The following is a 24,363-nucleotide window of genomic DNA, read 5'->3' on the forward strand; positions in this document are numbered from 1 at the left end:
GACCGGTGGCGTAAAGACGGCGTGATCACGGCACGAGCAGGGCGTTCAGTTCGTCGTCGATCAGCAGGCCGGGGTCGATCTTCATGCCGGTGAAGTGGCCGGCGAGTTCGAGCGAGAGCACGCCGTGCAGGCGGGTCCAGAAGGACAGGGCGCGATGCAGCGTCGCGGCGTCCGCCGGGTGGCCGGAGGCCCACTCCCGGTGAGTCTCCAGGTGGCGTCGAATGGCGTCGCCGGCTTGTCCGCCGACACCGCGCCGCAGACCTCGAGCAGCACCGTCATGACCTCGAATGAGATCTTGGTGGTGTCGTCGGGTGCCTGGTAGCCGGGGACGGGCGTGCCATAGATGAGGAAGTACCGCTGTGGGTCGCTCCGGGCCCATTCCCGGATGACGCGGGCCAGCCCGATCAGGTCGGCACCGGAGTCGGACGCCGCCCGGACGGTGTCGGCGATGCTTCGGTAGGCGTCGCGGATGAGTGCGGTGATCAGCTCGTCCCGGCCGGCGAAGTACCGGTACAGGGCGGGACCGCTCATGCCCATCTGCTTAGCGATCGCGTTGAGCGAGAGCGCGGCCACCCCCGCTGTGGCGATCTGTTCCCACGCCTGGCCGCCGGGAGGACTGGCCGTCCTGGCAGGAACCCGTCACCAGCGCGAAGCGGCTGGACCAGGGACCGCTGCGGAAGGACTCGCGGTTCCGGTGGACCACTCCGGCACGCGCGACGCCCACGACCCCCGCCACCACACTGGTCATCACCTCCACCGTCAAAGACGTCCAGCAGGGCACGTGCGTCCGCTGGAGCGGACCCGCGATCGGCAAGGGGCTGCGCATCGACGAGGGCGTCCACGTCTGGAACTTCATCAAGGTCAAGGACGGTGTCATCGTCCGCACCGAGGAGAGCTGGACCGGCGATCAGATCGAGGCAGACCCGGAGACCTCCATCAAGTACCTCGCGCCAGGTCTCGACTTCTGGCTGGCCGCCCTCAAGGCCACCGCCGAGGCCCGCGACCGCCGCAACTGAGCCAACGGTCGTCCCGTCACCGCCTGAGGAGTCCACATGAGCAACGCCGCTTCGCGCGGATCGCCGCCCAACGGCGGCACCTGCTCGCCGGTCGACGAGCGCACCGTGCGAACCTCTTACACGAAAGCGGGCCCGGTGCCCGTCCGAGTGTGAGGAGCCCCCCGACGTGTCCCCCGTGATTCTCTCCGCCGCAGGCGCCTGTCTCGTCCTTGACGTCACGGGCTCCGGCCTGCCGCGAGTGCGCCATTTCGGCGCCGACCTCGGCGTGGTCGCCGAGCCGCACCTCCTGCCCGCGCTGGCGTCGCTGACGCCCGCACCGCCGCTGGTGCCGGTCCAGGGCGACAGCTGGTACGGCAGGCCGGGCCTGGCCGGAGCCCGTACGTCCGGGAACTGGCCGGTCAGGTGGAGCCTTGAAACCCCGGTCGAGGCGCGGTCCGTGCCCGGTTCGGGCGGCAGCGTGACCGTGACCGCGTCCGACGAGCGAGCCGGACTCCGGCTGGTGAGCGAGCTGGCCATGGACGCCCAGGGCGTGGTCACGATGCGGCACGCGCTGACCAACACCGCCGCCGACCCGTACCGCGTGGACGGGTTGACCTGCGCGTTGCCGCTGCCCGCGCGGGCGGATGAGCTGCTCGACTTCACCGGGCGGTGGGCGCTGGAGAAGGTGCCGCAGCGCAGGCCGCTGGCCTACGGCGTCTGGTCGCGGGAGAACAGGCGCGGGCGCACCGGCCACGACGGCACGGGCCTGCTGGTGGCGGGGACCGGTGGGTTCGGGTTCCGGCACGGTGAGGTGTGGGCGGCGCACGCCGGGTGGAGCGGCGACCACGTCCACTACGTCGAACGGCTGCAGGAGGGCGTGACGCTGCTGGCCGCGGGCGAGCTGCTCGCGCCCGGCGAGATCATCCTGGGCGAGGGCGAGACGTACGAGACCCCGCTGGTCTATTTCACCTGGTCGGACGCCGGGCTCGACGAGGCCGGCGGGCGGCTGCACGGCCACCTGCGCGCGCGTGGCCCGCGCCCGGCCCGCCCGGTCACCCTGAACAACTGGGAGGCCACCTACTTCGACCACGGCCTCGACCGGCTGCTGGCGCTGGTCGACCGGGCCGCGGAGGTGGGGATCGAGCGGTTCGTCCTCGACGACGGCTGGTTCCGCGGCCGCCGCGACGACCACGCCGGGCTCGGTGACTGGTACGTCGACGAGCAGGTGTGGCCCGACGGGCTGCACCCGCTGGCCGCGCACGTGCGCAAGCACGGCATGCAGTTCGGGCTCTGGTTCGAGCCGGAGATGGTCAATCTCGACTCCGACCTCGCCCGCGAGCACCCCGAATGGGTGCTCGGCCGCGCCGACCGGCTCCCGCCGCCGCAGCGCAACCAGCACGTGCTCGACCTGGCCCGGCCGGAGGTCTTCGACTACCTGCTGGAACGGCTCGACACGCTGGTGGGCGAGTACGCGCTGGACTACATCAAGTGGGACCACAACCGCGACATCGCCGAGCCCGTCCACGACGGCGTGGCGGGCGTACACGCGCAGACCCTCGCGGCCTACCGGCTGATCGACGAGCTGCGCCGCCGCCATCCGGGGCTGGAGATCGAGTCGTGCTCGTCCGGCGGCGCGCGCGTCGACTACGGCATCCTGGCCCGCACCGACCGGGTCTGGACCTCCGACAGCAACGACGCGCTCGACCGGCAGGCCATCCAGCGCTGGACCGGCCTGCTCGTACCGCCGGAGCTGATGGGCAGCCACGTCGGCGCGCCCCGCGACCACGTCACCGGCCGGTCACTGCCGCTGTCGTTCCGCTGCGCCACCGCGCTGTTCGGGCACATGGGCGTCGAGTGGGACCTGACGTCGGCGAGCGACGCCGAACGCGAGGAACTGGCCGAGTGGATCACCCTGCACAAGCGGCTGCGGCCGACGCTGCACGGCGGGACCGTGGTCCGGGCCGACCATCCCGACCCGGCGGTGCTGCTCCACGGTGTCGTCCGGGGTGGGCACGCGGTGTTCGCCTGCGTCCAGCTCACCTCCCGCGTGGCCACGGGCCCGGCCCCGCTGCGCCTGCCCGGCCTGGACCCCGAGGCCGTCTACGAGGTGCGGGTGGCGGGCCGCCTGCCCTCAGGTGTCGCGCTGCCGGAGTGGACGGCCGCCCCGGTACGCCTGCGCGGGTCGGTCCTGGCCGGGCTCGGGCTGCCGTCCCCGGCGTTGAAGCCCGCTACGGCACTGGTCATCGAGCTGGAGCTGGTGCGCTGAACCTGGCCCGGTAGTCGGACGGGCTCATCGCGAAGGACTGCCGGAAGCGGCGGCTGGCGTAGTTGGGGTCGCTCCACCCCACCTGCCTGCCGATCGCCGCGACCGGCAGGTCCGTCTCGATGAGCAACGCCGCCGCGCGTTCGGCGCGCAGCCGGTTCAGGTAGGCCATCGGGGAGATCCCGAGCTGGGCGGTGAACGTCCTGGCCAGGTGCGCGGACGAGACGTGCGCGAGCGCCGCCAGGTCGTCCACCGACCAGCTCCGCCGCGGGTCGCCTTCCAGCTCCTGTACGGCCAGCAGCACGGCGGGGTGCGTCCCCGCGCCGCGGGCGGCGGGTTCGCCGAGCGAGGCCGCGGCGCCGCCCAGCAGGCACAGCAGCGCTCCGACCTGCGTGATGTGCCCGCCAACCGCCGCGGGAAGCGCGGCCTCCACCACCGCGAGCGCCCCATCGTCCAGCCGCGACACGTGTCCCGAGGTGTGCAACAGCCGGCCGATGTGCGGTTCGGCCCGCAGCCAGGCCAGCTCCCGCTGGAACATCTCCGGACCGACGTACACGTTGTGCACCACCAGGTCGCGGCACGCGCGGTAGCCGTGCCAGTCGCCGGGTCGCAGCAGCGCGACCGAGCCGCGGCTCAACTCCTGCTCCCCGGTGACGGAGACGTGCGTGGCCGTGCCGCCGACGACCACGGCCAGCTCCAGGAAGTCGTGGCTGTGCGCGCCGTTGTCGGCCGCCAGCTCGTGCCGCTCGGCCACCACGGCGGGCCGGTCGGGGGTGAAGACGTCGTCGCGTCGTACTCGGTGCACATCAGGATTGTGCTATGCACGAGCACCCCCGTCCTAGCCCGCCCCCCGGTCGCCCCGAGAGAGTGGAGGCACATCGACAAGGGAGAAAGACATGCTTGACGACGCTCAGGTGGCCGCCTACCGGCGTGACGGTTTCATCCACGTACCCCAGGTGATCTCGCGGCCGGAGGCCGAGCGGTACGCCAAGGCGGCGCTGGCCGCGCAGGAGACCGTGCGGGACAACCGCGAGGGTGCCATCTTCGTCCAGTTGCTCCAGCTCTGGCAGCAGGACGAGACGCTCCGCGAGCTCACCCTGCACCCGGGGCTCGCCGCGCTCGCGACCCGCCTGGCGGGCGTGCCGTTGCGGCTCTGGCACGACCAGCTGCTGATCAAGCAGCCGCACAACGGCGCGGCCACCGAGTTCCACCAGGACCAGCCGTACTGGCCGCACTCCGGCTCGCGACACGCCCTGTCGGCCTGGATCGCGCTGGTCGACGTGCCCGTCGAGCGGGGCTGCATGACGTTCCTGCCCGGCTCACAGGACCTCCAGGACCTGCGCGCCCAGGACCTGTCGGACGAGCAGGATCTCTTCCGGGTGGCGCCCGAACTGCGGTGGCGGCAGCGGGTGACCGTCCCGTTGAAGGCGGGAGACTGCACCTTCCACAACTCGTACCTGGCGCACACCGCCACGCCCAACTTCACCGACGACCCGCGCATCGCGCACGTGGTCATCTACATGGACGCCGACGCGGTCTTCGCCACCGAACCGGCACACGTGCTGACCGATCCCCTCGGCCTCACCCCCGGCCTGCCCCTGCCCGACGAGCACTTCCCGCCGTTTTCCGCCAGCACGTCGACGTCCTGACCCGCCACCGACCAAAGACCAGTAAGTCCCAAGTCGTCTAGGGCGTTGCCGCGCCCTGCTCCGTGATTCCAGCCTTGGCCGAAGCGGGCTCCAGGGCGAAGCTTCAGTCACATGACTCAAGACCGCGACGTCGCTCCCCACCTAGAGTCCTGTTAGCGATCGCCACCCAAAAGTGAGAGGCAGGACCGCGATGGATCTCGGGCTACAGGGCAAGGTGGCCGTCGTCACCGGCGCCAGCAGGGGCATCGGGCTGGCGGTTGTGCGCGCCCTGGCCGGTGAGGGCGCGCGGGTGATCGCCGGAGCTCGCAAGTCGTCCGCCGAGCTGGACGAACTGGCCGCCGCGCAGGGGGTGCGCGTCTTGCTGGGTGACCTCACCGGGCCGTCGGGGCCGGCCGAGCTCGTCGAGGTCGCCGGTGACCGGCTCGACATCCTGGTCAACAACGTGGGCGGGGCGCCGGCGCGGACGGCGGGATTCCTGAGCGTCACGGACGAGCAGTGGCTGGCCTCGATCAGCCTCAACCTGATGCCGGCGGTCCGGGCGACGCGGAGCGCGCTCCCGCTGATGCTGGCCGGGGGCGGCGGGTCGATCGTGAACATCAGCTCGGTCAACGCGTCGCTGCCCGATCCGGCGGTGATCGACTACAGCGCCGCGAAAGCCGCGCTGTCCAACTTCTCCAAGGCGCTGTCCAAAGAGGTCGGCGGCCGGGGCATTCGGGTCAACACGGTCAGTCCGGGGCCGGTCGAGACGGCGCTGTGGTTCGGCGAAGAAGGCGTCGCCGCGACCGTCGCCCGGGCCACCGGATCGGCGGCCGGGGACATCGTCGCCAAGGCCGCGCACGACTCGGTGAGCGGCCGGTTCTCGCGTCCGGAGGAGGTCGCGGATCTGGTGCTGCTCCTGGCGAGCGACCGTACGGCGAACGTCACGGGCGCCGACTTCACCGTGGACGGCGGCCTGGTGCCGACCTGGTGACCACCCGCCGCAGCCGGACCGGAGGTCAGAAGCTCGACCCGCTCACATCGGCCGCTTCGAGGGCACCGAGCGCTTCGGGCGCTTCAGGTGCTTCAGGCTCCGGGCGCTTCAGGGCCTTCAGGGCCTTCAGGGCCCGAGTGGACCAGTGGATGGGCGAAGTCGTGGGTGCGGAGTCGGCCGCACATGCCCCAGCGGGCTTCAGGTGGCGCTTCGAGGAGGGTGGCGCCCTGAAGGTGCGTCCCGTCGCCGCGCTCCAGCGCGTCGAGCACCTCGGCGGTGCGGCGGGTCTCTCGGGCGACGGTGTCCTCCCAGGTACGGCGCCAGCCCGCGACGGCGGGGCGCACCAGCGCGACCGCGCTGTCATAGAACGCCTGCAGAGGCCCCGGGTCGCCGTCGGAAAGGCTCTTGGCCAGGCGCAGGAAGCCTTCCACGGCCAGGTCACGACGGCGCCGGACAGCGTCCTCCGCCTCTTCCCCGACCGGTAGGGTGGCCGCCTCCCGGTAGCGGGCCGCGTCGCCCACGATCTCCGGCGGGAACGTCATCACCGCGTCACCGGCCTCGGGCAAACCGGCGTTCTGCATGACCACGACCACCTCCAGACCGCCGCGGTTGATCGCCCGATGAATCGTCCCCGGCGTGAACCACACCGTCGAACCGGTACTCAACTCCGTCTCACGGAAACCGTGCACATCCAACGTCTGCAACGCGCCACGCCCGCCGATGACCACATAAGCCTCGGTGGAAGCGGTGTGCATGTGCGGGGTGCCGCCTTCGAGGCCGTCCTGGCACGTACCGGAGTAGACCGACAGGCGGGTGACCGACGTGCCTCCGGGAAAGGCGGGTGCCGTCATTGCTCTCCTCCGTGGGGGCGCGCGGTGCTGCCTCTGACGATGAGGGATGTGGCGAGCTCGATCCGGGTGCCGGCCGAGCCCTTGCGGTGAGTCAGCTCTTCGGTGATCAGCCGGACCGCCTCGTTGGCCATGTCGTCGAGTGGCTGGCGGACCGTGGTGAGCGGCGGGGACATCATCTCGCACACAGGAGAGTCGTCGAAGCCGACGACGGACAGCTCGTCGGGGATCCGGATGCCGCGCTCGGCCGCGGCCTGGTAGACGCCGGCGGCCTGCAGGTCGGAGCCCGCGAAGATGGCCGTGGGGCCGTCGGGGTGGTCGAGCAGCTCGGCGCCGAACGTCTTGCCGCCGGAGACGAGGAAGTCACCGAAACGCGTGAGGTCCGGCCTCGGCTCGACGCCGAAGGTGCGGTGCGCGGCGAGGTAGCCCTCGTGGCGGTCGAGGCTGCACTGCGTGTCGAGCGGCCCGCCGATGAAGCCGATCCGCTCGTGCCCCAGCTCGAGGAGATGGGTCGTCGCCATGACCCCGCCCGACCAGTTCGTGGCGCCGACGGTCGAGAGGCGGGGGTCGCGCTGGCCGACCGGGTCGAGGAGGACCAGCGGGACCCGCAGCAGCTCCTCGACCGCCGCGATCTCCTCCTGGTTGGCGCGCGAGAGCACGAAGACGATGCCGTCGGTGCTCCGCTTCCGCACGATCCCGATCCAGCGCCGCAGGTCGAAGTCGGGCCGCGCGGACGAGGTCACGACGAGCGAGAACCCCCAGCGCGCGGCCGCCTGCTCCGCGCCCTTGACGAGAACCTCCGCCCAGGGCGAGCCGAGCCCGTCGATGAGCAGGTCGATGAGGCCGACCCGGGGTGTGCTGAGCGGGCGGAGCGCTTCGTATCCGGAGGCCCGGACCGCTTCGAGGACCTTGTCGCGGGTGGCGGCGGAGACGTGCTTCTTGCCGCTCAGCACCTTCGAGACCGTCGGCACCGACACTCCGGCCGCCACCGCGACGTCGGAGAGGGTGGGTCGGGGCACAGGACCTCCCGGTGGGCGTGATGACACTTTCGGAAAACCTGTCGGCCCATGGCTGCTGGCCGACCTGGGCTGTTGAGGGGTGGTTGACACCCCTACAAGCCGGAGCCTAGCGTAACCGCACGGCAATGTCACGGTAATTTATCCGAAATTCAGCCGAAAATTTTCTGCTGCAATACCTCGGCACTATCAACAGTGAGGGTGCGTGCATGACGATCGATGAGCGCCGAGCGCGGCGCGTCGGTGACCTGCTGGCCGGCATGTCGCTCGACGAGAAGCTCGCGCAGCTCGTGGGCGTGTGGCTGAACGTCAATCGCGAAGAGGGGGTCGTCGCGCCGCTGCAGGATTCGATGCAGGGAGAGGACGTCGCCTTCGAGGAGTTCGCCCGACACGGCCTCGGGCAGATCACCCGCCACTACGGGACCCGGCCTGTCGATCCGGAGTGGGCGAGCACCCTGCTGGCCGCGCGGCAGCGATGGCTGCTCGACCACACCCGCCTCGGCGTGCCGGCGCTGGCGCACGAGGAATGCCTCACCGGTCTGGCGGCCTGGCGGGCCACGACCTATCCGGTCCCGCCGGCGTGGGGCGCCTCGTTCGACGCCGAGCTGGTCGAGCGGATGGGCCGGCAGATCGGGGCGAGCATGGCCGCGCTCGGCATTCACCAGGGGCTGGCCCCCGTGCTCGATGTGATGCGCGACCAGCGGTGGGGCCGGATCGAGGAGTGCGTTTCCGAGGATCCGTACGAGGTCGCGACGATCGGGGCGGCGTACGTGCGGGGACTCCAGTCCGCGGGCGTCATCGCGACGTTGAAGCATTTCGTCGGCTATTCGAACTCCCGCGCCGGCCGGAACCTGGCCCCGGTCCACGCGGGGCCGCGTGAAGTGTCCGACGTGCTGCTGTTCCCCTTCGAGGTGGCGGTCCGGGACGCGGGGGCGGGCTCGGTGATGAACTCCTACGCGGAGATCGACGGGATTCCGGTCGCCGCGGACGCCCACTACCTCACCAGGATTCTGCGCGACGAGTGGGGCTTCGAAGGCACCGTCGTCGCGGACTACTTCGCGGTCGCCTTCCTGCACACGTTGCACGCCGTCGCGTCCGACGCCGAGGACGCGGCCGTGCAGGCGCTCACGGCGGGCATCGATGTCGAGCTGCCCACCGGGGTGGCCTATCTGGAGCCGTTGAAGCAGGCCGTGTCGAGCGGGCGGATCGCCGAATCGCTGATCGACCGGGCGCTGCGCCGCGTCCTGCTGCAGAAGGCGGAGCTCGGGCTGCTCGACGACGACTATGAGCCGGCCCCTTCGGGACCCGTCGACCTGGACGGCGCCGAGTCCCGGGCGCTGGCGCGGCGGCTGGCGGAAGAGTCCATCGTGCTGCTGACCAACAACGGCCTGCTCCCCCTCGGTGACCGCGCGGGCCGGCGCGTCGCCGTCATAGGCCCGAACGCGGACAGCGTCACCGCGCTGTTCGGCTGCTATTCCTTCGTCAATCACGTCCTGCCGCACTTCCCCGGCGTCGAGCCCGGCATCGAGTCGCCCACGCTGCTGGACGCCCTGCGGACGGAGTTTCCGGACGCGGTGCTCCAGGTCGAACCCGGCACGGGTGTCGATGACGGCGACCGCACGGGCATCGCCGGCGCGGCGCGTCTGGCGGCCGACTCCGATGTGGTGATCCTCGTGCTCGGCGACCGCTCGGGCCTGTTCGGCCGGGGCACCTCCGGCGAGGGCTGCGACGTGGACACCCTCGACCTGCCCGGGGCCCAGCAGGAGCTCGCCGACGCGGTCATCGCCACGGGCACACCGGTCGTGGTGGTCCTGATGACCGGCCGCGCCTACGCCGTACCGGGCATTCTGCGCGAGGCCGCCGCCGTGGTGCAGGCGTTCTTCCCCGGAGAGGAGGGCGCGGGGGCCATCGCCCGGGTGCTCAGCGGCGCCGTGAACCCGTCGGGCCGGCTGCCGATGAGCATGCCCGGCTCGGTGGCCGGCCAGCCGTACAGCTATCTGCATCCCCGGCTCGGCGCGGCCAGCTCGGTGAGCAACGTCGACCCCGCTCCGGAGCTGGGTTTCGGCCACGGGTTGAGCTACACGAGCTTCGCCTACGAAGACGTGGCCGTGACCGGGACCGCCCCGGCGGCGGACGGGTCGATCCACTGCTCGGTCGTCGTGCGCAACGCGGGTGACCGGGCGGGCGCGGAGATCGTGCAGGTGTACGCCTCGGACGTGGTCGCCTCGGTCACCCGGCCCGTCGCCCAGCTGGTCGGGTACGCGCGCGTCGAGCTCGACCCCGGTGAGCGCGCGTCGGTCGGCTTCGAGGTGCCGACGCGGCTGCTGGCCTTCACCGGGCGCGACGGCCGGCGCGTCGTCGAACCCGGTGAGGTGACGCTGACCGTCCGCCGCTCCGTCACCGAGGTCGTCGCCGAGCGGCCCGTGACGCTGACCGGGCCGGTGTACGAGATCACCGGCGCCGAACGGCGGTTGACCACGGTCGACGTACAGAAGCCACATCACTCCGAGAAGGGACATGCGTCATGACCGTGGTCGTTCAGACGAGGGTCCTCCTCTGCTGAGCGGCCCGCCGCCATGACGCCAGCCGTACCGCCGACGCCCCGAGCACCAGGATCGCGGCGATCAGCACCGTCAGCCCGGCGGCCCGCTGATCGGCGGACAGGTCCGACACCCCCGGCGGCGACACCAGCGTGAACCAGTCCAGGCCCACCCCCGGCCCGAACAGCAGGACCAGCCCGAGCGCGAGCGGCACCACGGCGACCACCGCGAACAGCCGCGCCCGCGTCACCCAGGTGACCGGGCGCGGCAGCGGATCCACCCCGGTCAGCACCCAGAAACACACCATCCCGGTGCAGAACAGCAGGGCCAGGGTGAGCAGGTGCGCCGCGTAGCTGTACAACGACTGCCCCAGCCAGCCGGTCCCGTACAGCAGCGCCACGGGCACGACCTGCAGCGCCGCGACGGTCACGGGGTGGGTGAGGCGCGCGGCGAGGCGGCTGTCCAGGATCGCGCGGGTCACGTCGCCGTACTGCGAGCGGTCGGTGGTGGTCTGGGCGGCGAGCGTCAGCGGCGCGCCGAGCGCCAGCAGCAGGGGCGCCACGAGGGCGACCAGGCCGTACTGCAGCGCCTGCGCGGACAGCATCGCGCGGGCGTAGCCGCCCACGCCGCTGAGCAGGGCGAACGCCAGCACCGCGAGCCCGGCCAGCCACGCGGCGGTACGGCCGGGAGACCACGGCACCCCGTCGCGGGCCAGGCGGCGCAGCCCGATGAGGTAGCCGATCGCGGGGAGGGCCAGCAGGAGCAGGATCAGCGGGTCCAGCCGGACCTCGGTGACCAGGTTGCCGATCGAGAAGGGCGGCAGGTCGAACTCCAGCAGGAGGTGGTCGTGACCGCCACCGCCCTCCGAGGGCGGCGGCGGGGTGCGCGACAGACCCACGGCCAGCCCGACGGCCGCCACCATGACGATCGCCTCACCGGTGGCCAGCCGGATGAACGTGTGCCGCACCGGACGTTCGGCCAGGCCCGCGACCGTGCGGCGGCGATGGTGCCGGCCGAAGGCGCCCAAAGCCACCAGCGCGGCCGTCTTGGCCAGGATGAGCAGGCCGTAACGGCTCTGCCAGAGCTGGGCGACGGCGTCCAGCCGTACCCAGGCACTGGCCACACCGGACACGGCCACCGCGGCGAAGCAGGCCAGCGCCAGCGTGCTGAACCTGGGCACCACCTCCGCCAGCCGGTCCGACCGCCGGAAGTGGACCAGCACGGCGACCAGGCCGCCCACCCACACGGCCACCGTCACCAGGTGCGCCATCAGGGCGGAGATCGCGATGTCGTGGTCGCCGGCCGAGGCCGCGTGACCGACGTAGGCGGGCGGCAGCACCGCGAATGCGGCGACCGCAAGCAGGAGGCCGTTCCACCAGGTCGAAGGCCCGAAGCTGGTGCCGATCGCCACGACTCCCGCCGCCGCGGCCACGATGAACAGCGCCTGGGTCTGCGGGACGGTGGTGCCGAACGTCAGGATCGACGGGTCCTCCAGCAGGTCGGCGAGCGGCAGGCCGGTGACCTCCGAGATCGTCAGCAGGTACATCGCGGCCGCGGCGACGGCCCAGCCCAGCGCCCACCGACTGGCGGCGCGCAGGCAGGCGGCGGCCTCCGGCGTGCCGCGCGGGGCCAGGAGCACGGCGGCGACCAGCGTTCCCACGGTGGCGAAGGCGCACAGGTCATAGACGAACCGGGCCAGGGGCAGGCCCCAGTCGGTGATCGGTCCCGCCTTGGGCAGGCCCGGGATCTCCTGCGCCGGCAGGCTTCCGCCGAACAGCAGGGCCGCGACCAGCACCAGAAGTCCGGCGGCCACGGCGACAACGGCGTAACGGCGGGCCGTCGACGGCCCGCCTCGGGAAATGGACACGGCTGCTCAGGTGCGGGCGGGCAGAGGTCGACGGCATGCGGGGGTGGACGTCATGGTGTTCTCCACGTGGCTGCGGGGTGAGGTTTTCAGAGAGCAGCCGGGAGCGGGGGTCCACGCCGGACGACCGCGTGACGCAGGACGCTTTCGTACGGAATGCCGGGCGCGCGGTAGGCGGGCGCCGACGGAGCGGGCGGGCGGATGGGGCACGGCGCAAGGAGCAGCACCACGCGTACGGCCAGGCGCCGCAGCACCGACCACAGCGCGGTCTCGCCCCTGGCCACCCACCATCCGGTCATCAGCGTGGCGGTGAGGTGGCAGAGCTCCATCTCGACGTCGGAGGCCAGCCCATGACCGGGCGGCATGGCGGTGGGGGCGGCGTGCCAGGTGAACAGGCCGTGCAGGAAAAGCTGCGCCGCGCCGAGCAGCAGGGCGATCAGGACCGGTTCGCGCTCCCGGCCGGCGGCCACGGCCGTGATGGCCGTCACGACCGCGGCTCCGAGGGCGAGCCGGGCGGGGCTCGGCAGCGTGCCGCCCGCGAACCAGTGAGCCAGGGCGGCCAGCGTCACGCAGACGGCCGCGAAGAGGGCCGAGCGCGCTAATCGCAACGGCAGCATGGCTCGCATGGTGCCCAAATGCTCCCACACCAGGAGCCTGTCGGGAGGCCCGTTATAACCTATGACCCTTTAGCCCGAAATTTCGTGCCTTATCGTGGTGCGGTACGTTATAGCCGTGACGAACGGGACGTCGGCCGAGCTCTCCACCACCAAGGCCGACCACGCGTACCTGCGGGTCAAGGAGCTGATCCTGTCCGGAGTCCTGCCGCCCGGCTCCGTGATCGCGCAGGTCACGCTGGCGCGTGACATCGGCATCAGCACCACGCCGCTCCGCGAGGCGCTGCGCCGGCTGAAGAGCGAGGGCCTGGTGGCGCTGGACGCCCATCGCGACGCCCGAGTGGCGCCGCTGTCCGCGGAGGAGGCGCGCGACCTGCTGGAGATGCGGCGCTCCCTCGACCCCCTGGCCGTCGCCCTGGCCGCCGAGCGCAGGACCAGGTCGGACATCGCGGGCATGCGCGCGGCCGCCGAGGGGCTCAGCCCGCTGCCCGGCGATCCCGCGTACGAGCAGCTCGTCGCCCATCGCCGCTTCCACGCCGCCCTGTACGGCGCCTCGCACAACGACCTGCTCATCGGCACGCTCGACGGCCTGTGGGACAAGTCCGACCGCTATCGCCGCCTGGCCCTGGAGGTCGAACGCGGCCAGGCCGCCCGCGATCGCAAGGCGGGCGAGCACGAGGCCCTGCTGGAGTACGTGATCGCCGGAGACGCCTACGGCGCGGCGGCCGTCATGCGCGAGCACATCGACACCAGCCTGGGCGCGCAGGCCGCCCGGCGGTTGCGCGCGCAAGCCGACTCCGCCCGCGCTGATTTCGACCAGGCCGATTTCGAGCGCGCTGAAGCCGAGCGGGCTGGATCTGAAGTGGACGGGATCGATGTCTGACGGCTGGCATCGGCGCCATCGGACGGCTCTGCTGCTGGCGCACTCCATGGGGACGCAGGTGGTCACGTTCGTGCTGCGGCCGACCATGTCGTACGGGGCGATCGAGCTGCACGTACCGGCGGCGTGGCTGGGCGTGCTGGGCGCCAGCTTCGCCGTCGCGCCGCTCGTCCTGGCCATCCCCGCCGGTCAGGCCGCCGACCGGTACGGCGAGCGGCGCATGGCCGTGGCGGGGGCGATCCTGCTCACGGCCGCCTGTGCCGCGTTCCTGGCGTTCGGCCACACGATCCCCGGGCTGATCGCGGGCGGCGTCCTGCTCGGCACGGGACATCTCGGCTGCGTCATCGCCCAGCAGGCGCTGGTGGCGAACGTGACCGTGCCCGGCCGGTACGACACGGCCTTCGGGCACTACACATTCGCCGCCTCGCTGGGCCAGGCCGCGGGTCCGATCCTGATCACCGTGTTCGGCGGCGCGCTGGCCATCCCCGACACCGGCCGGATCTACCTGTGGACCTGCGGGCTCGCCGCCGTACTCGTCGTGCTGTCAGTGCTCCTGACCGCCAGCCCACGGGCCGCCGCGCAGGTCAAGGGCGACGGCACCGGAGTGCGGTCGCTGCTGCGGCTGCCGGGTCTCGCGCACGCGCTCGTGACGAGCTGCGTGGTGCTGGCCGCGGTCGACATCACGCTGGTCTACCTGCCGGCGCTGGGCACCGAGCAAGGGCTCGCCTCAGGCGTGGTCGGCGCCCTGCTGGCGATCCGTGGCGTGGCGTCCATGGGGTCGCGGTTCTTCCTGGGCCGCCTCTCGCGCGCCTTCGGCAGACGGCGCCTCCTGGTGGTCAGCACCGTCGCGGCGGCCCTGGCCATGGTGGTCACACCGCTGCCCATGCCGCTGTGGCTGCTGGCCTGTGTGCTGCTGGTCATGGGGTTCGGGCTGGGGGTGGGGCAGCCGATGACCATGTCGTGGCTCGCGGAGTCGGCACCCGCCGGTCTTCGGGGGCGGGCGATGTCACTGCGGCTGGTGGGCAACCGTACCGGGCAGATCCTCATCCCGGGCGCGGCCGGCCTGGTGGCGGCGGGAGCGGGGGCCGCGGGAGTACTCCTGATCACCGCACTCGGCCTCGGCTGGGCAGGCGTGGCCGCCCGCCGCCTGCCCGTCGACACGTGACCACCGTCAGCCAAGAAGACGTTCGTCGCTCGCGCGGGGCAGCAGGCGGGCATCCCCTTGTAACGTGGTGCCGGTCCAGGCATCCACCCAGGGGAGCAGCCGCATGCGCTGGCAGGTCCACTCGGAAGAACCGCTCTACACCGACCGCTGGCTCGACGTCCGCGTGGCCGATGTGGAACTGCCGGACGGACGGCATCTCGATCATCGGCTCATCCGGACCGCGCCCGGAGCCGGTGCGGTCGTCACCGACGAGCAGAACCGTGTGTTGCTGATCTGGCGGCACCGCTTCATCACCGACACCTGGGGCTGGGAGATCCCGATCGGCAAGATCGAGGAGGGCGAGGAGCCGACGGCAGCAGCCGCCCGCGAAGTCGAAGAGGAGACCGGCTGGCGGCCCGGCCCTCTGCGGCCGCTGCTCTACACCCAGCCGACCAACGGCATCTCCGACTCCGAACACCACGTTTTCCGCGCCGACCGCGCCCAGCACATCGGGACGCCTACAGAGCCATGGGAGGCCGAGCGCATCGAGTGGGTACCGCTCACCGACATCCGCCGCCTGATCGACAAGCGTGACATCGTAAGCGGGACCAGCATGAACGCGCTGCTCTACGTCCTCAGTGAGGTGTAGGCGTCCACCGCCGTGGTACCGCCGTCCCACACCCCAGAAAAGCTTCGATTTTCAACGCAGGACCCGGACCTGATCGGCCGGAGGAGCGATCACCGTCGTATCGCCCCAATGGGAGAAGGTGATCTCCACTGACGTCTTCGCGGTCAGTCGTTGCCGCACCGGCCGTCCCTGGTCGTCGAGCCAGAGTTCGTACGTGGCCTGCGCGCCGAACTCCTTGAGCAACTTGCCGCGCAGCCGCGCCTGCGCCGCCCGATCGCCGGCCCGTACACCAACGTATTCGTCCTCGGTGTCTTGCATGAGTGGTAGTGGGTCGTACGCCTCCAGGAACGCACTGAGGTCCAACCCGTCAAGTGCCGCCCGCACGTCGATGGCGACCGTGTAACGGGCGAGCCCGCCGTCGGACGCGGGGCCGCTCACCCGCCCCCGAGCGGCCAGCATCTCATGCACCTGGTGACTGTTTACCAGCGTCATGGCCTGGCTCGTCACCAAGCCGATGCCGAACAAGTTGTACGGCTCGTGCTCTTCGGTGACCTTGTCCCAGGTCTTGCCCGGAGCCACCTCCTCCCCCAGCATCTGCATGTACGCGGCACCGCCCGTCCGGATGAGTCGCCCGCGCAAGCCCTCGCCCAGATCGGCGGAGACGTCCTGGTCCTGCCCCTTGGTGACCACAGTGACGCTCTGAACCCCCTTCGCCGCCACCCGCTTGACGTCCGAGTGCGCCTGAAGATAAGTCCTGACGTATCCAGCGACCTCGGGAGCGGTCTTCGCTGCCGAGCCGCAACCCGCCATCAGCAGAGCTAACACGGCGATCATCACGTATCTGGACATGCCCGGGATGCTCGCACAGCGGTGTGCAGAACCCTTGGGGCGGGACGTGCAGATCGTGCACAAAAAAGGTCTGTCCGACCTTCCGATGATCAACGGCTTTTCGCTCGCATCGCCCGCATGCTAGAGATCAACACGTTGCGGATCAATCATCCAAGGAAGCCGTCGAGACGCCAGCCGAGTCTCTTCGTGAGGTCAGTGACCCGTACCTTCGCCGTGATCGTCCAGGCCGCGGGCGCTGAGGGCCTCGCCGAGCGCGTCCGCGTGTCGCAACGCGCTCACCACCAGTGGTACGGCGAAGGCGCGCACGCTCCACTCCACTCCCCTGGCGCGCTGGGCCTCCCGTACCCGGGTGGCCAGGTCGGCCATGACCGGGACGCTGCGGATCGTGAGGGACAGCAGCAACGACAGCCGGAACGGGTCCAGCCCCACCCACCGCGCCGGCGACAGGCAGCGCTCGAGGAAGGCCATCATGGCGACCGTCCGCGTCGTCAAGGTGACCAGCCCGGCCAGAGCGACGGCCAGGACGACCCGCGACACCGAAGTGATCGCCGACGGCAGATCCGCGAACACCACCTGCATGACGAACAGCGCGACCGCGAACCAGCGGACCGGCCGTACCTGCGCCCAGGCCGCCGCCGCTCCCACCCCCGAGACGGCGAACAGCACGCCCACCACCAGCGCGGCGACCGCCATCGCCACCGGCGCGCGCAGGAGGACGAGCACCGTGCACAAGGCGGCCAGACCCGCGAGCTTGGCCCCTGCGGGAAGGCGGTGCAGCGGCGAGTCACCTGGGACGTAGGCGCCGGTGAGCCCGTTCACGACATGAGCTTCCGGTAGTGGCCGATGGCCGCCCGCGGCGCGGCGTCGGCCACGATCCGCCCCTCGTCCAGCACCAGCAGGCGATCGAAGTCCGCCAGCAGGGCGAGATCGTGGCTGACCACGACCACCTGCTGCGGCAGGTCGCGCAGCACGTCGGCGACCAGCCGGGAGTGGCGTAGGTCCAGCAGGGTCGTGGGTTCGTCCATGACGAGGATCTCGGGTTCGAGCACCAGGACCGAGCAGAGGGCGAGCAGCTGTTTCTGGCCGCCGGACAGCTGGTGGGCGGGGTGGTCGGCGTGGCCTGCCAGGCCGTACCTCTCCAGGACGTCGGCGACCCTGCGCTCGACCTCCTCGCGTGGCAGCTTCCGCCGGCGCAGGGAGAAGGCGACGTCCTCGGCCACGGTCGGCATCACGATCTGCGCGTCGGGGTCGGTGAACAGGAACCCGACCCGCCGCCTGATCCTGGCCGCGTGGCGGCGGGTGTCGTCGCCGAGGACGGTGACGGTGCCGGAGCTCGGCAGGACCAGGCCGTTCAGCAGCCGGGCCAGGGTGCTCTTGCCCGATCCGTTGGCTCCGATCACGCCCACCCGCCGCTCGGGCAGCGCGGCCGTGACACCGCACAGCACCTCACGCTGCCCGAGCCGGACCCGTACGTCGTCCAGCTCGATCACGCACACCACCCATACATCTCAACACCTACAGATCCCACTCCGATCCCGCTCATACCACCTCGAACAGGGCGGCGACTCCGAGGCCGCCGCCGACCGCCGCCGTCGCCAGCCCCAGCGTCCCCGGCGGCGCGCCCGACCGCACGAGCCGCGTGAACAGCCGCGTGACCACGACGGCTCCGGTCGCCCCCCACGGATGACCGAGCGCCAGCGCGCCGCCGTCCGCGCAGACCCGCTCTCTGTCGGCGCCGAGCGGGTCGAGCCCGAGCGCGTCGGTGACGGCCAGCGTCTGGGCCGCGAACGCCTCCACGATCTCCACCGCCGCGATCTGTTCCATGCGTACTCCCGTACGGCCGAGCAGCCGCCGTACCGCGGGCACCGGACCCCAGCCGGGCAGGGCGGGATCGCAGCCGACGACGGCTCCGCCCCGCAGCCGGAGGCCGGGCAGCCCGGCTCTGGCCCGCAGTCGTTCCGAGGTGAGGGCGATCACCGCCGCCCCGTCACTGATCGGGGACGAGTTCCCGGCCGTCACCGACCCACCCGGGACGAACGCCGCCGGCAACCGCGACAGCGACGCCGGCCGCATCAGCCGGGGACGCTGGTCCTCCGTCCGGCCGCCGACCTCGACGATCTCCGCCGCGAACCGCCCCGCCTCCCGCGCGGCCACCGCCTTGGCGTTGCTCGCACCCGCGTAATCGTCCTGGCGTTCCCGCTCCACGCCGCGTGCCCTGGCGAGCGCCTCGGCGGCGGCTCCCATGTCCGGGTCCGGATGGCCTGCCGGGGTGAAGGGCGCCCGGTCGTACGGTGTGTCGGGGCTCCCCCGGTGCGCCCGCAACGGCGCGGTGGAGGCGCTCTCGGCTCCACCGGCGATGACCAGCTCCATCTCCTCGCTGGTCACGGCCTGACCGGCCATCAGGATCGCCGCCAGCCCGCTGCCGCACTGCCGATCCACCGTGACACCGGGAACCGCCTCGCCCAGCCCCGCGCCCAACGCCGAGACCCGCGCCAGATTCCCGCCGGGACCCATGCAGTTGCCGAGCACCACGTCGTCGATCGGCACACCGAGGCAGGCGACGTCACGGGCCACCACCTCGATGACCGGCGCGGCCAGCCTGTCGGCCGTCACCTCCTTGAAGGCGTGCCCGGCGGTCCCGATCGCCGTACGGCGTGCGGCCACGATGACCGGCACGGCCTCTGCTGGGAGTCGCGGCATCAGGAAAGCCGCCAGAGGTAAGGGTCGCCGTCGGCCCGGCGGACGGCGTCATCGTCCGCCAAGCGGGCGGTGAGGAGGCCGCGGGCCGGCTTGCCTGCCGAGGTGCGGGGCAGGGTGCCCATCGCGTACCAGCGGCGGGGCCGTTGCGCGGCGGCCAGGCCGCCGCGTGCCACGGCCTCGAGCGTGGCCCGCGACGGTGGCGTCCCGGCGCCCACCTCGACGATGGCCGTGACCACCGCGCCCAGGTCCGGGTGCGGTGAGCCGACCACCACGACGTCGCCCACTCCGCGCACGCTCCTGAGCACCTCCTCGACGTCCTCCGGTACGACCGTGGCCCCGCCTGTCTGGATCGCGCCGTCTCCCCGGCCGCGCAGCCGCAGGACCTCACCCGGCAGGTACGGCTCCGCCACGTCGCCGACGCTCATCCACCCGTCGGCGTCTATCCGCAGCGGGCCCGACGCTCCCGCCAGGTAGCCCTCGGCCAGCCAGGGCGAGCGCACCCACACCTCGCCGAGCGACTGGCCGGGGGGCGTTCTGACCTGGAGTTCGGTACCCGGAAAAGGGCGCAGCCCCGCGCCGTCCACGTCGACGGCCACGAAGGACAGCTCGGTCGCGCCATAGTAGGACACCACTCGTACCCCGGCGCCCACCGCCCGCTCCCGCAGCTCCGCGGGCAGTGCCGCCCCGCCGATCACGACGGTCCGCAGCGGGGCCCCCGCTGGCAGGGCGTCCAGTACGGTCGGTAGGCAGTGCGGCACCAGGTGGGCCACGGTCGCCCTGCCGAGCTGCGCGCCCAGGGAGCCGGGTGACCAGCGGCCCGGCACCAGGGCCGTGGCACCGACGGCCAGCACGTGCACGGCCGCGAAGCCGTACAGGGACGAACTCAGGGGCCCGGGCACCAGGACGACGTCGCCGGGCCCGATCCCGGCGAGCTCGCTCACCTGCGGGAACGACGCGGTCCAGGACGCCCGGCTGCGGACCACGGCCCGCGGCCGGCCGGTGCTCCCGGAGCTGAAGCACGCCCAGGCCCGATCCCCGGCCTCCGGCCGCGGCCACGCCGCCGGGGCGGATGGCCGTGCGCTTCCCGCAGCGGGTATTGCAAGGCCGTCCGCCCCAAAAGCAGCGTTCCTCTCCCCGGAAGGGCGGCCATCGAGGCCGCCGAGATGACCGAAGTAACCAGAGTGGTCGGGGTGGTCGGGGTGGTCGGGGTGGTCGGGGTGGTCGCGGCGACCGGCGTGATCGGGGTCGGCGTGGTCGGGGTCGGCGTGGTCGGAGTGGTCTAGGTGGTCGAGGCCGTTGAGGTGGAGGTCTGCTGGGATCGCGGCCCGTACGCGCTCGTCCCACCCCGGGTCGCACAGCAGCGGCGTACCCCCCGCCAGGTCCGTCGCCAGTGCGGCGGTGAGCTGGTCCGCCGGGTCGGCCAGGCTGATCGCGACCAGTGCGCCGCGGCCCATCCCCAGCGCGGCCAGGTGCGCCGCCGTGCCGCGGATCTGTCGGGCGAGCTCCGCGTAACTCAGTTCGCCCGACGGACCGCACAGCGCAAGGCGGTGCGGGTGGTCGGAAGCGTGTCGCAATACCTGTACGGCGACCGGCATGACCGGGTCAGCCCTCCTTGCCGGCGCGGAGCCGTTCGCGATGTACGGCCGGGACGGCGTCAGGGTATGCCCGTTGCGTCCCCCTCGTCACAATCGACGCCAGCACCGCCTTGATCAGGTCACCGGGCAGGAACGTGAGACTGAGCAGCGCCGCCTTGCCCAGCGAGATCCCGGTGACCAACGCCTGCACCGGTAGGCCGACCAGGTAGATCACCCCGATGCCACCGACCACACAGGCCACCACCAGCCGTACGACGCCCGGGTGATGGCCGCCGCGTTCGACGATCCAGCCGGTCACGGCCGCGCCGGGCAGCCAGCCGAGCAGGAAGCCGGCCGACGGCCCCACGAACACGCCCAGCCCCCCACGCCCGCCGGCCAGCAGCGGCAGGCCTGCCGCCACCAGCACGAGCAGGACGGCTACGGCCACGGCGGCCCGCCACGACCCCAGGATCGTGCCGGCCAGCATGACGCCGAACGTCTGCAGCGTGATCGGGACGGCGTTGCCGAAGACGTTCAGGGTGCCCGGCAGGCCGAGCGCGGCGATCAGCGCCGCGAAGACGGCGATTCGGGCGATGTCGCCGGTGGGGAACCCGTTCCCCAGGTTGAACTTCGGCATGTCGCCTCCTCCACTCTTGTAGGTGCGCGGATCTGATCTCACACCACAACGTCGCAGGGCACGCATGGAGGGATGCCACAACAATCGCCCACGATAGATGTCGCACCTGGAGAGGCGGCATTTGAGTAGGGACTTACTCTCGCCAACAGGCGCGGCTGATCAGACCATCTGTTCATGACGTGGTTCCGTTGGAGACGCGATGAACGGGCGACCGCTCCCCTATCCCGGGCGGAATTCGACACTCTTCCGGCCGAGGAACGCGCTGAGCTGCACAGCGCGGCCCGGGACAGCCGACGCCAGTTCGTCGCCACCCTGCTGCAGGTCGGCACGACCGTCGGCGTGCTGGGCGGACTGCTGCTGACCGCGCAGGGACTGGCTCAGACCGCGAAATCGATCGACGCCTCCCGCGAGGAACTGCTGATCGCCAGGAAGGGCCTCGAGGTCGCGCAGAAGGGCCAGGTCACCGACCGATTCGCCAAGGCCGTCGAACAACTCGGCCACAAGAGCGTGGACGTGCGGATCGGCAGTGCCTACGCCCTGGAGGGCATCGGCAGGGACGTCCCCGCCTACCAGCAGACCACCGTCGACATATTCGCCTCCTATGTCGTGGGGAACGGCCGTACGTCGACGAACAAGCAGTTCGGGCAAGCGAGAGATGTCCAGACCGTACTCACCATACTGGGCCGGGTCCGACCGGTCCGTGTGAAGGATGGCTGGATCAACCTGTCCCATGCGCGGCTCGGCGGCGCCACCCTGCAAGACGCCTACCTGCCCCGAAACAGGATGTTCGGCACGGTTCTCGCCGAAGCCAATCTCATCGACGCAGACCTGTCCGACAGCCTCATGCCCTTCGCCGACCTCTCCGAAGCTTTCCTGACGAAGGCGAACCTCGCTCGCACCAATTTCAATCTCGCCGACCTGTCCAAGGCCCACATGTCGGACGCCAACCTGACCGGCACCACCTTTTACGTCACGAACCTGAGGGGCGCCGACCTGGAGGGCGCCACCTTGAAGGACGCCAACTTCCAGCACGCTGACCTGACCGGTGCCACAGGACTGCCGCCCACCGCCCAGCTCAAGAAGATCGTCAATTGGGACAGCCACACGAAGTGGCCGTGACCAACTGGATCAGCGCGAAGCCAGGCCCAAAAGGCCGGGCTTCCGCACAAGGAAAACTGATCAATCTTGTACGGGAAGGCAGACCATCAACAGTCCACGACATCGTGCGACATTCCGGATCTGAAAGCTTAGGCGATATCTGTCGAAGGCCATCCGCGGCGCAAGAGAGTTGCTCGATGGGGAAGAAGAAGCGCAATCGGCAACACGACTCGGACGACGCTACCGGCTATAGCAGCCGTACCACGATCGGCAACGGCGCAGTATTGGATCACCAGACCACGATGAGCAACAGAGCATTCGAGGCCCGTCAGCGCGCGAACACGGAAATCGGCAAGGCCATCGCCGACAGCGTCCGGATCGATCCGCTCGGCGGTCTGATGGACACGGTATCCGAAACCATGACAAAGGCATTTATCAAGGGCGCCGCCCGTGCCGCTGCTCCCAAGCAAATCGAGCAGTAGCCCGCCAAGTCTTCAAGCGTCGAACGCCCCTTCTCGTTTCGTGCGAGAAGGGGCGTTCGACGATGTGCGGTCTTCATCGCATCACACTGGTTCAGTCCCTCGATGTGCTGAGGGCGTCGAATCCAAGGTCGTCGGCACTGTCGTGTGGGCCGATGATCCAGCTTTCTCCGTCGCAGCTACCACCTCTCCATGCCCGGTGCCGGTAATTCGTATTGTTGATTATCGATCTATACGGAAACCCATCACCACTTGTGTTCCAACAGATACCGGTCGGCGCCGACGTGACAAACAGCGAACGCCCTCCGAAGTCGGTGTCGCTATAGAAGCACAGCCTGGACCTCGGGCACGCTTCGGCGGTGCTCGATTTTGCGCCTGCCATGGCAGGGCCGGCAGAAAGGCCGATGAGCGCGATGGAAACGATGCCGATGAATTTCGCGTTGCAAAACATTATTCTTCCTCTGCTCTCGTGTGGTTGCGCGCCCCAGGCGGAATTCGTCGAGGCTGTCGATTCTTTCCGTTCGAGTGAGGGCGTGGGTGCTCCTCAACCCCCGTTACCGCCACCACTGCTGGTTCCAAGGGCCGCAGTCCCACAGCTGAGCCTTGCCGCCGTTACCGCCAGTGTTCGTGTCCGCATCCAGGCATCGCTGGAAGCGCACGTTATGGAAGTGCCGCACTGACAGCGCCGCCTTGGCAACAGGGGTCTTCGCGGACTGTGCCAACGCCGTACCGCTACCGGCAATGAGCAGCGCGAGCGTTGTACTGAATACACGAGTTGTCAACCTCATGCCATTTCCTTTGAACGGACCGATGGGAGTCGAATGACGCAATCCACATATTGGTCCGAGCGCCACCAATCCCGATTGTTAGGGGTGGCGGATCGACGTCCGGCGTTCAGCTCTTCGACCGGTCCCGGCCGCCGCTCGCCAGGCCCGCGGCCGCACGGGGTAGGTCGGCTGCATGGCGCCGATCACGGGCCGGTGGTCCTGTAGGCGGCAGCGCTTGCCCGCAACCCCGCGATTCCTCCACAACCAGTCCGAACTATCACTAAAGTGATCAAGTCAAAGATCGAGGAGGAAGCATCATGAAGCAGACGACCGCCCTGCGGATCGGCCGTTCAGCGCTTGTGGTGGCGCTGGCGGGAGGTGTCGTGCCGGTCGCCGTCGCGCCCGCCGCGTTCGCCGCCCAAAAGGCGACACTGGGGCCGTACGGGTACGGCAACCTGAAGCTCGGCATGACCGCCACGAAGGCCAAGGCGACCGGGCGAATCGTCCGCAAATCAGTCGGGGACTCCGCCAGGTGCACGGGCTGGGACCTCAAGGAGAGCCCGTACGGCGAATACCGGGTGGGGATGTACATCTCCAAGAAGCACGGCGTGGCCATGATCGTCGCGCCCGCCGGCCTCAAGACGCCTCAGGGCATCAGTCTCGGCTCCACCAGGACGCAACTGAAGGCCGCCTACCCCAATCTGCGGCGCGGTCCGGGTGGGTACCCCACCGCCGACGTGCCGGGCAAGAAGGCGTTCTACATGTTCTACGTGTCGAACAACAACAAGGTCTCCGGGATGAGCCTGGTTCTGGCCAAGCAGGACTGCGTCAGGTACTAGCACTTCACA

The 24,363-nt window shown here is 70.7% G+C and carries 25 protein-coding genes; 11 read left to right on the top strand and 14 right to left on the bottom strand.

Annotation, left to right across the window (positions count from 1 at the left end):
- Nucleotides 1–25: 25 nt before the first annotated feature.
- Together AB0B91_RS24900 and AB0B91_RS24905 are read right to left on the bottom strand one after the other, a co-directional pair.
- Nucleotides 26–121: a hypothetical protein gene (locus AB0B91_RS24900; protein WP_358323912.1), complete on the bottom strand. Its 96-nt coding sequence runs from the start codon at nucleotides 119–121 to the stop codon at nucleotides 26–28.
- Nucleotides 82–531, bottom strand: a complete 450-nt coding sequence (locus tag AB0B91_RS24905; protein WP_358324863.1) for a TetR/AcrR family transcriptional regulator — start codon at nucleotides 529–531, stop codon at nucleotides 82–84. The genes AB0B91_RS24900 and AB0B91_RS24905 overlap by 40 nt, the downstream gene beginning before the upstream one ends.
- 651 nt (nucleotides 532–1,182) lie before the next feature.
- Here AB0B91_RS24905 and AB0B91_RS24910 point away from each other — a divergent pair.
- Nucleotides 1,183–3,261, top strand: a complete 2,079-nt coding sequence (locus tag AB0B91_RS24910; RefSeq protein WP_358323915.1) for an alpha-galactosidase — start codon at nucleotides 1,183–1,185, stop codon at nucleotides 3,259–3,261.
- Here AB0B91_RS24910 and AB0B91_RS24915 read toward each other — a convergent pair.
- Nucleotides 3,236–4,063: an AraC family transcriptional regulator gene (locus AB0B91_RS24915; RefSeq protein WP_358323917.1), complete on the bottom strand. Its 828-nt coding sequence runs from the start codon at nucleotides 4,061–4,063 to the stop codon at nucleotides 3,236–3,238. The genes AB0B91_RS24910 and AB0B91_RS24915 overlap by 26 nt on opposite strands.
- A 91-nt stretch (nucleotides 4,064–4,154) precedes the next feature.
- Here AB0B91_RS24915 and AB0B91_RS24920 point away from each other — a divergent pair, with 91 nt between their 5' ends.
- Together AB0B91_RS24920 and AB0B91_RS24925 are read left to right on the top strand one after the other, a co-directional pair.
- Nucleotides 4,155–4,907 (top strand): phytanoyl-CoA dioxygenase family protein, encoded by a 753-nt coding sequence (locus AB0B91_RS24920; RefSeq protein ID WP_358323920.1) that lies wholly within the window; start codon nucleotides 4,155–4,157, stop codon nucleotides 4,905–4,907.
- A gap of 190 nt (nucleotides 4,908–5,097) precedes the next feature.
- Nucleotides 5,098–5,877 (top strand): SDR family oxidoreductase, encoded by a 780-nt coding sequence (locus AB0B91_RS24925; protein ID WP_358323923.1) that lies wholly within the window; start codon nucleotides 5,098–5,100, stop codon nucleotides 5,875–5,877.
- A gap of 92 nt (nucleotides 5,878–5,969) precedes the next feature.
- Here AB0B91_RS24925 and AB0B91_RS24930 read toward each other — a convergent pair whose 3' ends face one another.
- Entirely contained in the window at nucleotides 5,970–6,728 is a 759-nt protein-coding gene (locus AB0B91_RS24930) for a cupin domain-containing protein (RefSeq protein WP_358323926.1), read from the bottom strand.
- The gene (locus AB0B91_RS24935) at nucleotides 6,725–7,744 is read right to left on the bottom strand and encodes a substrate-binding domain-containing protein (RefSeq protein ID WP_358323929.1); all 1,020 of its coding nucleotides are present in this window, start codon (nucleotides 7,742–7,744) and stop codon (nucleotides 6,725–6,727) included. The genes AB0B91_RS24930 and AB0B91_RS24935 overlap by 4 nt, the downstream gene beginning before the upstream one ends.
- 206 nt (nucleotides 7,745–7,950) lie before the next feature.
- On the opposite strand from AB0B91_RS24935, the gene AB0B91_RS24940 reads away from it, so the two are divergent.
- Nucleotides 7,951–10,269, top strand: a complete 2,319-nt coding sequence (locus AB0B91_RS24940; RefSeq protein ID WP_358323931.1) for a glycoside hydrolase family 3 N-terminal domain-containing protein — start codon at nucleotides 7,951–7,953, stop codon at nucleotides 10,267–10,269.
- A 10-nt stretch (nucleotides 10,270–10,279) separates the two neighbouring features.
- Here the strand turns inward: AB0B91_RS24940 and AB0B91_RS24945 are convergent, their stop codons facing one another.
- Together AB0B91_RS24945 and AB0B91_RS24950 are read right to left on the bottom strand one after the other, a co-directional pair.
- Entirely contained in the window at nucleotides 10,280–12,148 is a 1,869-nt protein-coding gene (locus tag AB0B91_RS24945; protein WP_358323934.1) for a cytochrome c oxidase assembly protein, read from the bottom strand.
- Between the two features lie 86 nt (nucleotides 12,149–12,234).
- The gene (locus tag AB0B91_RS24950; RefSeq protein ID WP_358323937.1) at nucleotides 12,235–12,762 is read right to left on the bottom strand and encodes an MFS transporter; all 528 of its coding nucleotides are present in this window, start codon (nucleotides 12,760–12,762) and stop codon (nucleotides 12,235–12,237) included.
- A 115-nt stretch (nucleotides 12,763–12,877) separates the two neighbouring features.
- On the opposite strand from AB0B91_RS24950, the gene AB0B91_RS24955 reads away from it, so the two are divergent.
- From AB0B91_RS24955 to AB0B91_RS24965, 3 genes are all read left to right on the top strand, one after another.
- Complete coding sequence (locus tag AB0B91_RS24955; protein ID WP_358323939.1) at nucleotides 12,878–13,642, top strand: GntR family transcriptional regulator; 765 nt, start codon at nucleotides 12,878–12,880, stop codon at nucleotides 13,640–13,642.
- The gene (locus AB0B91_RS24960; RefSeq protein WP_358323942.1) at nucleotides 13,635–14,804 is read left to right on the top strand and encodes an MFS transporter; all 1,170 of its coding nucleotides are present in this window, start codon (nucleotides 13,635–13,637) and stop codon (nucleotides 14,802–14,804) included. The genes AB0B91_RS24955 and AB0B91_RS24960 overlap by 8 nt, the downstream gene beginning before the upstream one ends.
- Before the next feature lie 103 nt (nucleotides 14,805–14,907).
- The gene (locus AB0B91_RS24965) at nucleotides 14,908–15,432 is read left to right on the top strand and encodes an NUDIX domain-containing protein (protein ID WP_358323945.1); all 525 of its coding nucleotides are present in this window, start codon (nucleotides 14,908–14,910) and stop codon (nucleotides 15,430–15,432) included.
- Nucleotides 15,433–15,483: 51 nt separating this feature from the next.
- Here the strand turns inward: AB0B91_RS24965 and AB0B91_RS24970 are convergent, their stop codons facing one another.
- The 6 genes from AB0B91_RS24970 to AB0B91_RS24995 form a co-directional block, all read right to left on the bottom strand.
- Nucleotides 15,484–16,260, bottom strand: coding sequence for a hypothetical protein (locus AB0B91_RS24970; protein ID WP_358323948.1), 777 nt, complete (start codon nucleotides 16,258–16,260; stop codon nucleotides 15,484–15,486).
- Between the two features lie 192 nt (nucleotides 16,261–16,452).
- Nucleotides 16,453–17,079 (bottom strand): energy-coupling factor transporter transmembrane protein EcfT, encoded by a 627-nt coding sequence (locus AB0B91_RS24975; RefSeq protein WP_358323951.1) that lies wholly within the window; start codon nucleotides 17,077–17,079, stop codon nucleotides 16,453–16,455.
- Nucleotides 17,076–17,750 carry an ABC transporter ATP-binding protein gene (locus AB0B91_RS24980; RefSeq protein ID WP_358323954.1) on the bottom strand — a complete coding sequence of 225 codons (675 nt, stop codon included), beginning with the start codon at nucleotides 17,748–17,750 and terminating at the stop codon, nucleotides 17,076–17,078. Before AB0B91_RS24980 ends, AB0B91_RS24975 begins: the two co-directional genes overlap by 4 nt.
- A gap of 49 nt (nucleotides 17,751–17,799) precedes the next feature.
- Nucleotides 17,800–18,936 carry a thiolase family protein gene (locus AB0B91_RS24985; protein WP_358323957.1) on the bottom strand — a complete coding sequence of 379 codons (1,137 nt, stop codon included), beginning with the start codon at nucleotides 18,934–18,936 and terminating at the stop codon, nucleotides 17,800–17,802.
- 23 nt (nucleotides 18,937–18,959) lie between these two features.
- Nucleotides 18,960–20,555, bottom strand: a complete 1,596-nt coding sequence (locus tag AB0B91_RS24990; RefSeq protein ID WP_358323959.1) for a class I adenylate-forming enzyme family protein — start codon at nucleotides 20,553–20,555, stop codon at nucleotides 18,960–18,962.
- Nucleotides 20,556–20,562: 7 nt separating this feature from the next.
- The gene (locus AB0B91_RS24995) at nucleotides 20,563–21,171 is read right to left on the bottom strand and encodes a biotin transporter BioY (protein WP_358323961.1); all 609 of its coding nucleotides are present in this window, start codon (nucleotides 21,169–21,171) and stop codon (nucleotides 20,563–20,565) included.
- A 174-nt stretch (nucleotides 21,172–21,345) separates the two neighbouring features.
- Between AB0B91_RS24995 and AB0B91_RS25000 the strand changes: the two genes are divergently transcribed.
- Entirely contained in the window at nucleotides 21,346–22,290 is a 945-nt protein-coding gene (locus AB0B91_RS25000; RefSeq protein WP_358323964.1) for a pentapeptide repeat-containing protein, read from the top strand.
- Entirely contained in the window at nucleotides 22,287–22,751 is a 465-nt protein-coding gene (locus AB0B91_RS25005) for a hypothetical protein (protein ID WP_358323967.1), read from the top strand. Before AB0B91_RS25000 ends, AB0B91_RS25005 begins: the two co-directional genes overlap by 4 nt.
- Nucleotides 22,752–22,842: 91 nt before the next feature.
- Here the strand turns inward: AB0B91_RS25005 and AB0B91_RS25010 are convergent, their stop codons facing one another.
- The gene (locus tag AB0B91_RS25010) at nucleotides 22,843–23,199 is read right to left on the bottom strand and encodes a peptidase inhibitor family I36 protein (protein WP_358323970.1); all 357 of its coding nucleotides are present in this window, start codon (nucleotides 23,197–23,199) and stop codon (nucleotides 22,843–22,845) included.
- Here AB0B91_RS25010 and AB0B91_RS25015 point away from each other — a divergent pair.
- Both AB0B91_RS25015 and AB0B91_RS25020 read left to right on the top strand, forming a co-directional pair.
- A complete protein-coding gene (locus AB0B91_RS25015) occupies nucleotides 23,108–23,428 on the top strand; it encodes a hypothetical protein (RefSeq protein WP_358324907.1) in 321 nt (106 codons plus the stop codon). The genes AB0B91_RS25010 and AB0B91_RS25015 overlap by 92 nt on opposite strands.
- A gap of 404 nt (nucleotides 23,429–23,832) precedes the next feature.
- Entirely contained in the window at nucleotides 23,833–24,354 is a 522-nt protein-coding gene (locus AB0B91_RS25020) for a hypothetical protein (RefSeq protein ID WP_358323973.1), read from the top strand.
- Nucleotides 24,355–24,363: the final 9 nt, after the last annotated feature.

The sequence above is a fragment of the Nonomuraea sp. NPDC049141 genome, assembly GCF_040648415.1.
Classification (GTDB): domain Bacteria; phylum Actinomycetota; class Actinomycetes; order Streptosporangiales; family Streptosporangiaceae; genus Nonomuraea.

Bases quoted from the DNA above. Each gene is read 5' to 3' on its own strand.
- AB0B91_RS25010 (WP_358323970.1), bottom strand. From the start codon at position 23,199: ATGTTTTGCAACGCGAAATTCATCGGCATCGTTTCCATCGCGCTCATC.
- AB0B91_RS24925 (WP_358323923.1), top strand. From the start codon at position 5,098: ATGGATCTCGGGCTACAGGGCAAGGTGGCCGTCGTCACCGGCGCCAGC.
- AB0B91_RS25020 (WP_358323973.1), top strand. From the start codon at position 23,833: ATGAAGCAGACGACCGCCCTGCGGATCGGCCGTTCAGCGCTTGTGGTG.
- AB0B91_RS24920 (WP_358323920.1), top strand. From the start codon at position 4,155: ATGCTTGACGACGCTCAGGTGGCCGCCTACCGGCGTGACGGTTTCATC.
- AB0B91_RS24970 (WP_358323948.1), bottom strand. From the start codon at position 16,260: ATGTCCAGATACGTGATGATCGCCGTGTTAGCTCTGCTGATGGCGGGT.
- AB0B91_RS24990 (WP_358323959.1), bottom strand. From the start codon at position 20,555: ATGCCGGTCGCCGTACAGGTATTGCGACACGCTTCCGACCACCCGCAC.
- AB0B91_RS24950 (WP_358323937.1), bottom strand. From the start codon at position 12,762: ATGCTGCCGTTGCGATTAGCGCGCTCGGCCCTCTTCGCGGCCGTCTGC.
- AB0B91_RS25000 (WP_358323964.1), top strand. From the start codon at position 21,346: ATGACGTGGTTCCGTTGGAGACGCGATGAACGGGCGACCGCTCCCCTA.
- AB0B91_RS24930 (WP_358323926.1), bottom strand. From the start codon at position 6,728: ATGACGGCACCCGCCTTTCCCGGAGGCACGTCGGTCACCCGCCTGTCG.
- AB0B91_RS24965 (WP_358323945.1), top strand. From the start codon at position 14,908: ATGCGCTGGCAGGTCCACTCGGAAGAACCGCTCTACACCGACCGCTGG.
- AB0B91_RS24940 (WP_358323931.1), top strand. From the start codon at position 7,951: ATGACGATCGATGAGCGCCGAGCGCGGCGCGTCGGTGACCTGCTGGCC.
- AB0B91_RS24995 (WP_358323961.1), bottom strand. From the start codon at position 21,171: ATGCCGAAGTTCAACCTGGGGAACGGGTTCCCCACCGGCGACATCGCC.
- AB0B91_RS24905 (WP_358324863.1), bottom strand. From the start codon at position 531: ATGAGCGGTCCCGCCCTGTACCGGTACTTCGCCGGCCGGGACGAGCTG.
- AB0B91_RS24960 (WP_358323942.1), top strand. From the start codon at position 13,635: ATGTCTGACGGCTGGCATCGGCGCCATCGGACGGCTCTGCTGCTGGCG.